The 13,276-nt window shown below is 59.5% G+C and carries 13 protein-coding genes; 10 read left to right on the top strand and 3 right to left on the bottom strand.

What is annotated here, in order from left to right:
• Window positions 1-22: 22 nt before the first annotated feature.
• Window positions 23-1,507, bottom strand: coding sequence for an aldehyde dehydrogenase (locus VOI23_RS02225; protein ID WP_323780887.1), 1,485 nt, complete (start codon window positions 1,505-1,507; stop codon window positions 23-25).
• A gap of 180 nt (window positions 1,508-1,687) precedes the next feature.
• Here VOI23_RS02225 and VOI23_RS02220 point away from each other — a divergent pair, with 180 nt between their 5' ends.
• The 8 genes from VOI23_RS02220 (at window position 1,688) to VOI23_RS02185 (ending at window position 10,265) form a co-directional block, all read left to right on the top strand.
• A complete protein-coding gene (locus tag VOI23_RS02220; protein ID WP_323780884.1) occupies window positions 1,688-2,623 on the top strand; it encodes a tripartite tricarboxylate transporter substrate-binding protein in 936 nt (311 codons plus the stop codon).
• A gap of 68 nt (window positions 2,624-2,691) precedes the next feature.
• Complete coding sequence (locus VOI23_RS02215; RefSeq protein ID WP_323780882.1) at window positions 2,692-3,225, top strand: tripartite tricarboxylate transporter TctB family protein; 534 nt, start codon at window positions 2,692-2,694, stop codon at window positions 3,223-3,225.
• Window positions 3,225-4,829 carry a tripartite tricarboxylate transporter permease gene (locus VOI23_RS02210; protein ID WP_323780880.1) on the top strand — a complete coding sequence of 535 codons (1,605 nt, stop codon included), beginning with the start codon at window positions 3,225-3,227 and terminating at the stop codon, window positions 4,827-4,829. Before VOI23_RS02215 ends, VOI23_RS02210 begins: the two co-directional genes overlap by 1 nt.
• On the top strand, window positions 4,810-6,066 hold the full coding sequence (locus tag VOI23_RS02205) for a cytochrome P450 (protein WP_323780876.1): 1,257 nt from the start codon (window positions 4,810-4,812) through the stop codon (window positions 6,064-6,066). Before VOI23_RS02210 ends, VOI23_RS02205 begins: the two co-directional genes overlap by 20 nt.
• 7 nt (window positions 6,067-6,073) lie before the next feature.
• Window positions 6,074-7,366 carry a glutamine synthetase family protein gene (locus tag VOI23_RS02200; protein WP_323780873.1) on the top strand — a complete coding sequence of 431 codons (1,293 nt, stop codon included), beginning with the start codon at window positions 6,074-6,076 and terminating at the stop codon, window positions 7,364-7,366.
• Window position 7,367: 1 nt separating this feature from the next.
• The gene (locus VOI23_RS02195; RefSeq protein ID WP_323780871.1) at window positions 7,368-8,087 is read left to right on the top strand and encodes a type 1 glutamine amidotransferase; all 720 of its coding nucleotides are present in this window, start codon (window positions 7,368-7,370) and stop codon (window positions 8,085-8,087) included.
• A gap of 9 nt (window positions 8,088-8,096) precedes the next feature.
• The gene (locus tag VOI23_RS02190; RefSeq protein ID WP_323780867.1) at window positions 8,097-8,897 is read left to right on the top strand and encodes an IclR family transcriptional regulator; all 801 of its coding nucleotides are present in this window, start codon (window positions 8,097-8,099) and stop codon (window positions 8,895-8,897) included.
• 12 nt (window positions 8,898-8,909) lie between these two features.
• The gene (locus VOI23_RS02185) at window positions 8,910-10,265 is read left to right on the top strand and encodes an aspartate aminotransferase family protein (protein WP_323780864.1); all 1,356 of its coding nucleotides are present in this window, start codon (window positions 8,910-8,912) and stop codon (window positions 10,263-10,265) included.
• A gap of 10 nt (window positions 10,266-10,275) precedes the next feature.
• Here the strand turns inward: VOI23_RS02185 and VOI23_RS02180 are convergent, their stop codons facing one another.
• On the bottom strand, window positions 10,276-11,031 hold the full coding sequence (locus tag VOI23_RS02180) for an IclR family transcriptional regulator domain-containing protein (RefSeq protein ID WP_323780861.1): 756 nt from the start codon (window positions 11,029-11,031) through the stop codon (window positions 10,276-10,278).
• A gap of 131 nt (window positions 11,032-11,162) precedes the next feature.
• On the opposite strand from VOI23_RS02180, the gene VOI23_RS02175 reads away from it, so the two are divergent.
• On the top strand, window positions 11,163-11,870 hold the full coding sequence (locus tag VOI23_RS02175; protein WP_323780859.1) for a 3-oxoacid CoA-transferase subunit A: 708 nt from the start codon (window positions 11,163-11,165) through the stop codon (window positions 11,868-11,870).
• Window positions 11,867-12,550 (top strand): 3-oxoacid CoA-transferase subunit B, encoded by a 684-nt coding sequence (locus VOI23_RS02170; protein WP_323780856.1) that lies wholly within the window; start codon window positions 11,867-11,869, stop codon window positions 12,548-12,550. Before VOI23_RS02175 ends, VOI23_RS02170 begins: the two co-directional genes overlap by 4 nt.
• Window positions 12,551-12,581: 31 nt before the next feature.
• Here the strand turns inward: VOI23_RS02170 and VOI23_RS02165 are convergent, their stop codons facing one another.
• On the bottom strand, window positions 12,582-13,079 hold the full coding sequence (locus VOI23_RS02165) for an Rrf2 family transcriptional regulator (RefSeq protein WP_323780854.1): 498 nt from the start codon (window positions 13,077-13,079) through the stop codon (window positions 12,582-12,584).
• Window positions 13,080-13,276: the final 197 nt, after the last annotated feature.

Below are 13,276 nucleotides of genomic sequence, written 5' to 3'. Positions count from 1 at the left end.
GTCCCCCCGTTATGCTGATTTTTCAGAGTTTGAACCAAGCGGTTTTCAAATCGAGGTATTTGTCGAAAGCATGCAGCGATTTGTCATGCCCGTTGCCCGATTGGCCAACCCCGCCCAGCGGTACCGTCAGGTCCGATCCGCCATAGGTGTTCACGTGAACGATCCCGGCCCGGATGCGCCGCACCATGCGATGCGCCCGCGACAGGTTCGACGTCCAGACCGCTGCGGCAAGACCGTAATCTGTGCCATTGGCAAGCGTGACCGCTTCGTCTTCGGTCTCAAAGGATTGCACAGCCAGAACCGGGCCAAAGACCTCTTGCTGAGCCAGCCGATCGGTGGGGCGTACGCCGGTGACGATGGTGGGGGACATGTAATAACCACCAGTGTCCTGCAATATCTGCTGGCCTCCGGTGACAATCTCGCGCCCTGCGACGCGGGCCTCTTCGACGAAATCCAGATTTTGCTGCAACTGCCGCCGTGAGTTCACTGCACCTGCGACTGTGGCCGGGTCGAGCGGATCACCGACTTTCATGCTCTCGCTGAACGCCTTAAGCTTTTCGACAAAACTGTCGTGGATAGAGCGTTCCACCAGCAACCGGGTGCCCGCAATACAAACCTGCCCCGAATTGCGGAAAATGCCATTGGCAGTGACCTTCACCGCTTCATCGAGATCCGGCGCATCGGCAAAAATCACGTTGGGCGACTTGCCCCCCAGTTCGAGATAGACACGCTTGAGATTCGAACGCGCCGACGCCTCCAGCAGCCGCCGCCCGGTGGCACCCGAGCCGGTGAAGACCAGCACGTCCACCTCCATCGATTCGGCGATCGCGGCACCCACGGTTCCACCTTCGCCGGTGACGACGTTCAAAACTCCCGGCGGCAGTCCCGCTTCCAGCGCAAGTTCGGCGATGCGCAGCAATGTCAACGAAGCGGTTTCGGCGGGTTTGAGAACCACTGAACACCCTGCTGCCAAGGCTGGCCCCAGTTTCCATGCCCCGATCATCAGTGGGAAATTCCACGGTACGATAGCACCGACGACGCCCGCCGGTTCACGGTGGACCAGCCCAAGAGTGCCAGGCGCAGTGGGGGCGATTTCACCATAGAGCTTGTCGATTGCCTCGGCGTAATATCGGATCGTGGCGACGGCTGAAAGAGGTTCGGCCTTGAACGCCATGGCAATTTCGGTGCCGTTTTCGCGCACACCGAGCACTGCCAGTTCCAGCGCTTGCGCTTCGATCAGGTCGGCCCATTTCAGCAGCACTTTCTTGCGCTCTGCAGGGTTGCGGCCGGACCAGCGACCATCGTCAAAGGCGCGGCGGGCGGCTGTGATCGCGGACTGAGCATCGACGATCGTGCCACGGGGCAGGGTGGTTACGGTCTGCCCGTCGATGGGCGATGTCACCTGCATCACCTGCCCGTCGGAGGCGTCGTGCAGTTCCCCGTCGATCACGTGGCGGGCCGGTGCAACCGGCAGGCGTCGCAGGGTCTCTATTTGGGATATGTCCACCGAAAGTCTCCTGATCGGTTCAATATGTGAACCTTAAGTTTCACAAATTGTGCAGCGCCGGAAAGCGCCTGTCAACGCTGCATCCTTAACAAATTAATCATTGACAGGTCGCGGCTGGATCGCGAAGCTAAAAAGAATACCACAGGTTCAAATAATGAACCGATCAACAGGGAGTCCGAAATGAAATCCGTACTGACCGCCACAATCGCCGCCCTGACGCTTGGCCTTGCCGGCCCTGCCCTGGCCGAATACCCCGAAAAACCCGTCAGCTTCGTCGTTCCATGGCCGCCGGGGGATCTGGAAGATGTGCTGACCCGCATGATTGCCGAAGATTTCCAAACCGAATATGGAGTCGCCGCCGCAGTTGTGAACAAACCCGGTGGCGGCGGTGGTCCGTTCCCCGGTGCCATAGACGTCGCGACCGCGCCTGCCGATGGATACACTATCGGGTCTTTCGTGCCTGCGGTGGCGCTGATCGGCCACGAGATCGGCATTCCCGAACTTGCGCCGGAAAAGTTCGACCCCATTGGCATATTCCTGACGTATCCCTTCGTCATCGCGACGTCGGGCAATGCGCCCTATTCCAACATGGAAGAACTGGCCGCCTATGCCAAAGACAATGACGTGGTGCTGGGCCATTTCGGCGACGTTCTGACCCCGACGCAGGTGACCAAGGCGTTGGCCGCGAATATGGACTTCGAATGGGCGGCGGATGCGGCTTTTGATGCGCTGGATTGCAATACCTTGGCGTCGGGTGATGCGGATGTGATCAACACCACGCTTCAGCTTATCCTGCCCTGTCTCGATCAGGTCAAGGTGTTGGTGGCGATCACCGGTGAACGCATTACCAAGATCCCTGAAACGCCGACCATCGGTGAGGTGGACCCGACGCTGAATATCGCGCTGTGGAACGGGCTGTTCGTGACTAAGGACACGCCAGCGGACGTGCGCGCCAAGATCGCCGCCGTTGCCGAAAAGACAATGAAGAGCGATCGCGCCCAGAAGGTCGCGGCGGAAACCGGCGCTCTGGTCTATTGGAAGAACGCCGAAGAAAGCACCGCTGTAATCGAGGCTGACAAGGCCACGCTGGCGACCGTTGGTGCGGCGCTCGAGTAATCTTTTGACGGAGGGGCCCCGCGGCCCCTCCGCTGCTGCTTTTCCGAAATCAGAACAAAGACCTTATTATGAGCGACGAAATCGACACTCAGATCAGAACCCGAAGCGCCGGACAGCTTGGATTCGTGGTGGCTGCGCTGCTGCTGTCGTTGCTGTTGCTGGTCAACCTGCCGGGGCAAACGCTTTGGCTGGAAAATTCCAAGTCTTTCGCTGCACAGCCACGTTTCTGGCCCGCCGTGGCGATCGTTGTAATGGTGATCTGCTTTGCCTTGCACCTTGCGCGCATGCGCCGCCGGCGTTTTACCAAACTGGATATGGCGGAACTGCGCCGCTGGGCTGAACCTTTGGAATATGCGCTCTGGTTCATGGCCTATGTCATCGCTGTGCCGTTTCTGGGCTTTCTGCCGATGAGCCTTCTGCTGGCCTGTGCGCTGACATGGCGGCTGGGCTACCGGTCGACGGCTTATTTGGGGCTGGCAGCACTGTTTGCCGTGGTGACCGTGATTCTGTTCAAGGGCCTGCTGGGTGTCAAAATCCCCGGTGCGGTGATTTATGAACTGCTGCCCGGCGGTTTTCGCAACTTCGCGATATTGTATCTGTGATGGATATTCTTTTTGCAGCCATCGAAGTCTTGTCACGCTGGGATGTCGTCCTGGCGCTGATCGCAGGTTCCATCGGTGGGGTGGCAATCGGTGCCATTCCGGGCGTCGGTCCCGCAGTTGCCATCGCGATCCTGTTGCCCGCCACGTTCTCGATGGACCCGATCGTCGGGCTGACCGTGTTGCTGGGCATCTATGGATCGTCCATGTATGGCGGCGCGATCCCGGCGATCCTGATCAACACACCCGGCACGGCGGTCAATGCGCTGACCACCTATGATGGCTATCCCATGACCCTGCGGGGCGAGGCGCGGCGGGCGCTGTCGCTGGCCTATTCGGCCAGCTTCTTTGGCGGGGTTTTTTCGGTTGTCTGCCTGATCTTGCTCTCACCGGTGCTGGCCAAGGTCGCGCCCATGTTCGGGTCGCGCGAAATCTTCCTTGCCGCGTTGCTTGGGGTGATCCTTGTCATCGTGGCGCATCGAGGCCAGATGCTGATTGCTGCGGCACTGACCGGTTTTGGCATCTTCCTCAGCACCGTTGGGCTGGAACCGGTGAAATATTCGCGCCGCTTCACTTTTGAACAAAGCTGGCTGGCCAGCGGTGTCGATCTGATCGTGGTGGTGCTGGGGCTTTTCGCGCTGAGCCAGGCTTTTGTCCTGTTGACGATGGATGACGAAAAGGTGCGTATCACCAAGTCGCGCGGGTCGCTTTTCCAGGGGTTCCGGGAATTGGCGCGTCACCCGCGTGTGGCCGGGGTTTCGGCCGGTTTCGGGGTGTTGATGGGGATGATCCCGGGGGTTGGCGAATTCACTGCGCAGTTCATGTCCTACACGTCGGCACGCAAGCTGTCGAAGACGCCGCAAGCGTTCGGTCGCGGGTCTTCCGAAGGGTTGATCGCCTCGGAAACGGCCAATAACGCGGTGCCAGCGGCGGCGATGATCCCGCTTTTGGCGCTGGGTATCCCGGGCGAGGCGCTGACCGCCATGATGCTGTCGGTATTTTATGTGCATAACGTCGTGCCGGGGCCGGGGTTGTTCCAGTTTCAGATGGATTTCGTGGTCGCACTCTACCTTGCGCTGTTGTTGCTGAACGTGTTGGTGGTGGGCTTCTTGCTGGTCTCTACCGGCTGGCTTGTCTATCTCACCAAGATCCCCAATCGTTTCCTTGGCATGTGCATCCTTCTGTTGAGCTTCGTCGGCGTCTACTCGATCCGCAACTCGGCAGTGGATTGCGGCGTGGCGGCGGTTTTCGGGCTCATCGGCTTTGTCCTGAAACGGTTGAACCTGCCAATTGTGCCGATTGTCCTTGGCATGGTGCTAGGCGGTATCATGGAGGTCAAACTGCGGGCGTCGATGAACCGGGTCAAGACGCCGCTGGATTTCATCGACCGACCGATCGCCTTGCTGTTGTTCTGCGTGATTATCGTGGTTCTAGGGTCGACGTTGTGGCGGGTCTGGCGCGAATGGACCCCGGTGGATCGGCGCAGCAATGCCAAGAAGGCGTCGACCCATTTTACCAAACGCATTGCCGGGCGCAAAACGCGGCATTTTGAAACACGTACCAAGAAACAAAGACGGAAGCGTAGCTATGACCATTTGGGTTCCTGAAGACGACGGTTTTGCCGATCTCGGTTCACACGACGCCTTTGCCGGCGGTGCGCCTTACAACACCTTTGCGCGGTTACGCCAAGAAGACCCGTGCCATTGGTCCGATTTCGATCAGGGCAAGGGATATTGGTCGATCACACGGCACGAGGACATCGTGAAGATGATCCGCGACGTCGAAACCTTTTCTTCGGCGCGCGGCATCCGGATGGAAGACCAGAGCTACGAGGAATACATGGCCCGCCGCACCTTTCAGGAAACCGACGGGCAAGAGCATCGCAAGGTCCGCATGAAGGTGGCCAAAGCATTTTCGCCGCAAGTGGTGGCCGGGTTCGAGGATCAAATCCGCGATCTTTGCGATCCGATCCTAGATGCGGCTCTGGAAAAGGGCGAATTCTGCGCCACGCGTGAAATCGCCCGTGAGCTGCCGATGCGGATGCTTGGGCAGATCCTGGGCACGCCGGACGAAGACTTGCCGTGGCTGGTCGACAAGGGCGATGCGCTGATGGCGAATACCGACCCGGATTTCACCGACCATGTGGCTGATAAGCTGGAAACCGACGCTTATCGGTTGATGCCGTTCAATTCGCCCGCCGGGGCTGAACTGTATGAATATGCCCATGACCTTATGGCAAAGAAAAACGCCAGCGGCGACACCAGCGGTATTTTGCATCTGATTATGCAACCGGACGAAAATGGTGAAACCATATCCGAGACGGAGTTCCGCAATTTTTTCTGTCTGCTGGTAGCAGCGGGTAACGACACCACCCGCTATTCCATTGCTGCGGGTATTCAGGCGCTGGCGCGTCAGCCGGGGCTGCTGGAAGAAATGCAATCGGGCGAAGTCTGGGGCACCGGTCCGGATGAAATCGTGCGTTGGGCGTCGCCAGCGACCTATTTCCGGCGCACCGCGATGCGCGATGTCGAAGTGCATGGCAAGCAGATCAAGGAAGGCGACAAGGTGCTTTACTGGTTCGTTTCGGCCAACCGCGATGACGAGATGTTCGAAGACCCATATCGCCTGACGCTATCGCGCAAACCCAACCGGCAGCTGGCATGGGGACAAGGCGGGCCGCATGTGTGTCTGGGGATGCATCTGGCGCGGCTGGAAGTGCGGGTTCTGTTCCAAGAACTGCTCAAGCGCATCAAATCCATCGAACCCACCGGACAGGAATCCTTTGTCCGCTCAAATTTCGTCAACGGGATCAAACATCTTCCCGTTCGCGTCACCCTGAACTGAGGCCCTCATGTCAGATCGTCTTCGCGCTCTTTTCATCGACCATCTTTCCATCCCGCGCGGGAAATACCTGCCCGGTTCCAAGATTGGCGACGATGCTTCGCGCTTTGCCCGCGCCACCTTTGGCGTGCATTATGACCGCGACCTGTTGTTGGATGCCCCGCATGCAAAGGTGCGCGATGGGATGCCGGATATGGAGCTGCGCTGGCAGGCCGCTGATATCCGCGATAGCTGGGAACCCGCGACCAAGGTGGTTCTGGGCGATCTGTATGACACCGAAGGCGCGCCGATGGGGCTTTGTCCGCGCGGGGCGTTGAAACGCGCTATCGCGGATTGGCAGGCGCATGGGCTGAACCCCAAGGTCGGTATCGAACTCGAAGCCTATGCGCTGCAAGGCGACGAAAGCGGCAGGCTCAGACCCTATGACGCCCCCGGCGGCGTGGTCTATGGGACCGGCCCATTCTCGGACCCGATGCGGGTCAACGATCTGATCTGGCGCAAGGCCGAGGAAATGGGATTCCGGCTGGACATGATCACGGCGGAATATGACAGCCCGCAATTCGAATATACGCTGTCCTTCGATGATGCTCTGAAGGCGGTGGACGATATCGTGCTGTTTCGCCTGATGGCGCGCGAGGTCGCGCTGGATCACGGTATGATCCTGACCTTCATGCCGAAACCGATCGCTGAAATGGGCGGGTCGGGCATGCATATCAACTTTTCCTTCACCGATGGCAACGGCCAGAACGCACTGGCCAGTGGTCCTTTGGGCGGACCGGACCATCTGAACGATCTTGCCCGCGGCTGTCTTGGCGGGCTGGTACATCACCACAAGGGGCTGGCAGGCCTGATTGCGCCGACCGCCACATCCTATTTGCGGCTGCAACCCGGATCATTGTCCGGCTATTGGCAGAACTGGGGCGGGGATCACCGGGCAGTGACAACCCGGGTGTCCTGCGAAGGTGGGGTCAAGGCGCGGCTTGAACATCGGATGGCCGATGCCAGCGCCAACCCGTATACCGCCACGGCCGCCGTGTTGCAGGCCGCACGGCTGGGCTATGAAGGTAAGCTGCCCCTGCCTCCGATCGAAACCGGCGATGGGTTCGACACCACCGATGCACGTCAGGGCGTGGCCGCAAACTTGCGCGCCGCAGTGCGCGATTTGCAGGCCGATACCGCGTTGGTGCAGGCGGTGGGCCCTGAACTGGTTGAGAACCACGCTTTCATGAAGGAACGTGAATACCGCAAGACCCGCGATCTGGAACCCGATGCATTGTTGGATTTTTATGTGTGGTTTGTCTGATATGCGGCTTGCCACTCTCATCACCAATACCGACGATAGCGCCTTTTCCCGCGCCCGCCCCGATGATGGCGAAAAATTCGCGGCTTTGATTGCAAAGGCGCGACCAGACTGGAGCACTGTGCCGTTCTGGGTCTGCCGCGAGGAATTTCCATCGGATATCGGATCGTTCGACGGTGTCATGATTACCGGCAGCCCGGCTTCGGTTCTGGCCGGTTTGCCGTGGATGCTGCGGCTGGAAGAGTTGATCCGCCAGATGATTGCCGCTGGGCAACCTCTCTTCGGGGCCTGTTTCGGGCACCAGATGATTGCCAAGGTGCTGGGCGCTTCGATCATTCCCAATCCGCTTGGATGGGGCCATGGCCGACTGGAGCTGAGCCGGGTCGCGCAGGCACCGTGGTCCGGGCCGGAGCCACAGTTTTCGCTTTACGGTTCGCATAGTGAGCAGGTCGGGGATGTTCCCCAAGGCGCGCGCGTGTTGTTCGAAGGGCCGGGCTGCCCCATCGCCGGATTTGAATTGAACGAAACGGTTTTTTCCGTGCAGCACCATCCGGAGATGACCCGTGACTTCATCACCGATCTGGTCGAGGAATATGCCGATGAGGTCGGGCAGGCTGTTACCGCGTCTGCTCGGGCGTCTCTGACGCAGCCTGCTGATAGCGGCCTTTTTGCCGGTGAACTCGCCCGCTTCTTCGACTATGCGTCGGCGCGTCGGGCAGAGTAGGGGGCAGACATGGGAACCATCACCAAGGCATTGGAGCTGCTTAATCAGTTCTCCTCAACCCGGTCCGAGATCGGTCTGGGCGAATTCGTGCGCCTTAGCGGACGCGACAAAGCCACAGTGCATCGCCATCTGAGCGAGCTGGAGGAAAACGGATTTCTCGAACAGGATCCGTCCAGCCGCGCCTATCGTCTGGGGCCGGCGCTGCTGCGGCTGTCGGCGGTGCGAGAGGCGGCCTTCCCGGTGCGCGCCTTGTTGCGCCCCATCGTGTTCGAACTGGCCGAAGCAGTGGGGGAACTTGCCCATGCTTCGCTGTTGCAGGGGGACCTGCTGTCGCCCGTTTTTCATTCCGACCCGCGGCTGCACGGGACGCAGGTACATTTCGACGAATCCGAGACCTTGCCTTTGCACGCCACGTCCAGCGGGCTTGCTGCGCTGTCCTTTTTGCCTGAGGCGCTGCGCGATCAGTTGCTGAGCCAGCCGCTCAAGGCGTTGACCAGCAAGACGATCACCAACCCGGCCGTCCTGCGACATATGATAGAGCAGGTTCGCCGAACCGGCTGGAGCCAGCTCGACAGCACCTTCGATCAGGAGGTCGCATCGCAGGCCGCACCGTTGTTTGGCGAAAACGGGCAGGTGGTTGGCGCGATTGCCGTTGCCGTGCCTCTGGTCCGTGCCGATTTCGACCGTATGCGCACGATCACGCCCAAGCTAAGCGAGGCCGCCCGCTCGGCCACCCGCTCTCTGGGCGGACAATACCCGGATTTCCCCAGTGCCCACCGGCCAATGTTTGAGCCGACGCATATCGAATAGAAGGTGACCGATATGAAAGATGCAAATTTCCTCAAAGAGCATAACGCCCGCAATCTGTGGCACCCGATGGCGCATCCCGGCGACAGCATCGCCAATCCGCCCGACATCATCGTCGAAGGCGAAGGGGTCGAGATTACCGATGTCGACGGCAAGCGTACGGTGGACGCGGTCGGCGGCCTGTGGAACGTCAATCTTGGGTATTCATGCACGCCGGTGAAACAGGCCATTGCAGCGCAGCTCGACAAGTTGCCCTATTATTCGATCTTCCGCGGCACGTCGAACGATGCCGTGATCGAACTGAGCCAGATGCTGAAGGATTTCTTTGAACCCGAAGGGCTGAGCCGCGCATTCTTTACCTCGGGTGGATCGGATTCCGTCGAAATTGCACTGCGTCTGGCGCGGCAGTATCACAAGATCCGAGGCGAAGCAGGGCGGGTAAAGTACCTTTCGCTCAAGAAAGGCTACCACGGCACTCATACTCTGGGCGCCAGCGTCAATGGCAACGCCAATTTCCGCACTCAGTATGAACCGCTCATGCCCGGCTGTTATCATATCCCGGCGCCTTATACCTATCGAAACCCGTTCAATGAAACCGATCCGGAACGGCTGGCGCAGCTTTGCCTGGCCGCGCTGGAGGATGAGATTGCCTTTCAGGGGGCAGGCACCATTGCGGCCTTCATCATGGAACCGGTGCTGGGCGCAGGCGGGGTGATCCCGCCGCATCATAGCTTCATGCCCGGCGTGCGCGAAATTTGTTCGAAACACGGTATCCTGCTGATCGCGGACGAGGTCATCACCGCCTTCGGTCGCACCGGCGATTGGACCGGGTCACGTCATTGGGGCGTGCAGCCGGATCTGATGTGCACCGCCAAGGCCATCACCAACGGATATTTTCCCTTCGGCGCGGTCATGGTTTCGGATGCGGTGGCCGAGGTGTTCGAAAAAGACAGCACCGGCAAGGCCGCTATCGGATCGGGTTATACCTATTCCGGCCATCCGGTTGGCGCTGCGGCCGCCATTGCCTGCCTGAAGGAAACCGAACGCTTGCAGGTCAAGGACAACGCTGCTGTCCGGGGTAAGCAGCTTTATGATGGGCTGCTGCAGCTTGGCGAAAAATATGACCTGATAGGCGATGTTCGTGGCGGTCACGGGCTGATGTGCGCGCTGGAACTGGTGGCGGACCGCGAAACGAAAACGCCGATTGATAAAAAGACCATCGCGACGTTGCACAACGTGACCTATGAGGCGGGCGCGATGGTTCGGATTTCGGGCAATAACGTGATCCTGTCGCCGCCGCTGATCCTGTCCGAAACGAATGTGAACACAATCCTGGGCGCCTTGGATCAAGGTTTCGCAGCTGTATCTTAAACCAGCGCTGTCACAATACGCGCCGGAGCCCGGCCTGCACTTTTTGCAGGGCGGGCAAGTAATTGCGCACCAGCGAGTCGGTACTGTCCGCGGTGGCCGCCATGCCGGTGTTCAGTGCTGCTACCACCGCGCCTCGGGCGTCAATCACCGGCACCGCGATCGACCGCAATCCGGATTCGACTTCCTGATCGATCAAAGCATAGCCCTGCTGACGCACCTCAGCTATGCGCGCCATGATATCATCCGGATCGGTCAGGCTAAACGCGGTGCGTGGACTCAGATCTGAATTTTCGATCACCTGCCGCGCCTGCGGTTCGGGTAACGCGGCCAGCAGAACCCGTCCCATCGAGGTGCAATGGGCCGGCAACCGCGACCCCGGCATCAGCCCGATGGACATCACCCGCCGCTGTGCCGCCCGTGCAAGATATACGATTTCCGTTCCGTCCAGAATCGACACGGAACAGGATTGCCCGATTTGTTCGGTAAGCTGGTCGAGCCAGGGCTGTACCACTTGCGGCAACGGCAACGCGGCCAGCGCCCCCATGCCCAGACGCAGCGTGCGCGGGGTCAGGGTAAAGAACTTGCCGTCATAATCCGCATAGCCCTCGGCGTGCAGCGTAAGCAGGCAGCGCCGCGCTGTCGCCCGGTCCAGCCCGGTCGCTGCGGCTACGTCGGCTACCGACAGCCGCGACTGTTCAGCGCCGAAACTTTCCAGCACGCGCAGTCCCTTTGCGAAAGAAGCGATGGTGTCGGTTTTGTTCGCCATGCGCACAGTTTTTTGCACAAATCGAACAAAGGTCAAGATGCGCACAAAATCGCTGGCCCAACTTCGTCCTTCTCGTTTACCGATGGGATAAGATCCGGGCTGCCTGCGCGGTGAATATGGAAGGATATGTCATGGACAAGAGATTGGCCTCAGTCACCGAGGCCGTGTCGCGCATTCCCGACGGCGCCACGGTGATGATCGGCGGTTTCGGCGGATCGGGCGCGCCGATCGAACTGATTCACGCACTGGTCGATCACGGAGCCAAGGGCCTGACCGTGGTGAATAACAACGCTGGCAATGGCCATGTGGGGCTTGCCGCGCTGATCGAGCAGGGGCAGGTGGACAAGCTGATCTGTTCTTTCCCGCGCGGCGCCAATACGGAGGTTTTCACCGAACGCTATCGCGCCGGTACAATCGCTTTGGAACTGGTGCCGCAGGGCACCTTGGCCGAACGTATTCGCGCGGGCGGCTCTGGTATCCCGGCCTTTTATACGCCGACCAGTTACGGCACCGATCTGGCAGAGGGCAAACCTGTCGCGGAATTCGATGGGCGAATGTATGTGCAGGAACGTTGGCTCAAGGCCGATTTCGCGCTGATCAAGGCGAACGCAGCCGATCCGCATGGTAACCTGACGTATCGGATGGCAGCGCGAAATTTCAATCCGATCATGGCCATGGCAGCCAATACAACCATTGTGCAGGCGACCGAAGTCGTCGGTCTGGGCGGAATCGATCCTGAACAGGTTATCACCCCGGGGATATTTGTGGATCACGTGGTCGAAGTGCCCGCGCCGCAGCAGGAAGAAGTGCTTAACCGGGCGGAGGCCGTTTACCCATGATCGATATTTCACAAATCAAACTGTCTAACGCTCAAATCGCGTGGCGCGCGGCACAGGACATTGCAGATGGCGCCTATGTCAATCTCGGTATCGGCTTTCCGGAAATGGTGGCGCAGTTTCAGCCCGAGGGGCGGCAGGCAATTTTCCACAGCGAAAATGGGGTGTTGGATTTCGGCCCTGCCCCGGCACCGGGCGAAGAAGACTGGGATTGCATCAACGCCGGCAAGAAGGCGGTCACCACCCGTCCCGGATCGTCATTTTTCCATCACGCCGACAGCTTTTCCATGGTGCGCGGCGGCCATCTGGATGTGGCGATCCTTGGAGCCTACGAAGTCGCCCAGAACGGGGATTTGGCGAACTGGTCAACCGGCAAGGGTGGCATTCCTGCGGTCGGCGGCGCGATGGATCTGGTCCATGGGGCCAAGCGGGTCGCAGTTCTGACCGATCATGTCACCAGAAAGGGCGCACCCAAACTGGTTGAAGGCTGTAGCCTGCCGCTGACCGGTGTGGGATGCGTGACGCGGGTCTATACCTCGCTTGCTGTGGTGGATATCGACGGGGGCCGTTTCGTGTTGCGAGAAAAACTATCCGAAATTTCGGTGCAGGATTTGCAGGCGGTCACCGGCGCGAAATTGCATCTGGACGGCCTTGTCGCGGAGCTGATCGCGCCCGAACTTTGATCAAGTCGGCGCGGCTTGTCCTGCCAGGCGATTAAGCGGCATCGGCAATGGTGTCACTATGGTCTCCGCCGGTTTTGCAATCCGCGGTCAGCCGTTCGCCCATAGACAGCAGTTCCTGCAACCCGCAATTCCCGCGTACCAGATCATCCAGCGTGACCATGTCGAGTTCATGATAAAAGGCATCCAGCGCCCGCTGGATGAAACCGCGCAACCTGCAACCTTCTGTCAGTGGGCAGGTATTCGTGGCGGTGTCAAAGCATTCCGCGAACGGGATCGTGGTTTCAAACAGGCGGAACACCTCCCCGATCGAAATGGTTTCCGGCGGCTTGGCCAAGCGCAGCCCCCCGGACCGGCCGCGTAGCGTTTCGACGAAGCCATCCGATTGGAGCTGTTGAACCACATGGGCCACATGGTTGGAGGAACTGTTACACTGTTCCGCGATATCTGATGTTCGTACGGTCCGGTCAGGGTTCGTCGCGCAGAACATCAAAACCCGTGCCGCCAGATTTGTTCTTGTTGTCAGTCGCATTCCGGCCTCCCAGCTATGACCAATTGTCGTATCAGCTATGCAAGTTTTCGTTGATGCAGATCAAGACGCGAATGCGCACGCCGCTATAAATACGCACCGGAAATACAGCTATAATCCCGGCATGGCGCAATCCAATTCGGTAGAGGTAGTTTCCACAGGCCCGCAACGGTCAGTGAGATCAAAGTTGTCGTTGGCGG

The organism is Thalassovita sp. (genome assembly GCF_034670005.1).
GTDB lineage: Bacteria > Pseudomonadota > Alphaproteobacteria > Rhodobacterales > Rhodobacteraceae > Thalassobius.
Note: the sequence above shows the minus strand (reverse complement) of the source record. Positions and strands in the feature narration are given on the sequence as shown.

Bases quoted from the DNA above. Each gene is read 5' to 3' on its own strand.
- VOI23_RS02220 (WP_323780884.1), top strand. From the start codon at position 1,688: ATGAAATCCGTACTGACCGCCACAATCGCCGCCCTGACGCTTGGCCTT.
- VOI23_RS02215 (WP_323780882.1), top strand. From the start codon at position 2,692: ATGAGCGACGAAATCGACACTCAGATCAGAACCCGAAGCGCCGGACAG.
- VOI23_RS02210 (WP_323780880.1), top strand. From the start codon at position 3,225: ATGGATATTCTTTTTGCAGCCATCGAAGTCTTGTCACGCTGGGATGTC.
- VOI23_RS02205 (WP_323780876.1), top strand. From the start codon at position 4,810: ATGACCATTTGGGTTCCTGAAGACGACGGTTTTGCCGATCTCGGTTCA.
- VOI23_RS02200 (WP_323780873.1), top strand. From the start codon at position 6,074: ATGTCAGATCGTCTTCGCGCTCTTTTCATCGACCATCTTTCCATCCCG.
- VOI23_RS02195 (WP_323780871.1), top strand. From the start codon at position 7,368: ATGCGGCTTGCCACTCTCATCACCAATACCGACGATAGCGCCTTTTCC.
- VOI23_RS02190 (WP_323780867.1), top strand. From the start codon at position 8,097: ATGGGAACCATCACCAAGGCATTGGAGCTGCTTAATCAGTTCTCCTCA.
- VOI23_RS02185 (WP_323780864.1), top strand. From the start codon at position 8,910: ATGAAAGATGCAAATTTCCTCAAAGAGCATAACGCCCGCAATCTGTGG.
- VOI23_RS02180 (WP_323780861.1), bottom strand. From the start codon at position 11,031: ATGGCGAACAAAACCGACACCATCGCTTCTTTCGCAAAGGGACTGCGC.
- VOI23_RS02175 (WP_323780859.1), top strand. From the start codon at position 11,163: ATGGACAAGAGATTGGCCTCAGTCACCGAGGCCGTGTCGCGCATTCCC.
- VOI23_RS02170 (WP_323780856.1), top strand. From the start codon at position 11,867: ATGATCGATATTTCACAAATCAAACTGTCTAACGCTCAAATCGCGTGG.
- VOI23_RS02165 (WP_323780854.1), bottom strand. From the start codon at position 13,079: ATGCGACTGACAACAAGAACAAATCTGGCGGCACGGGTTTTGATGTTC.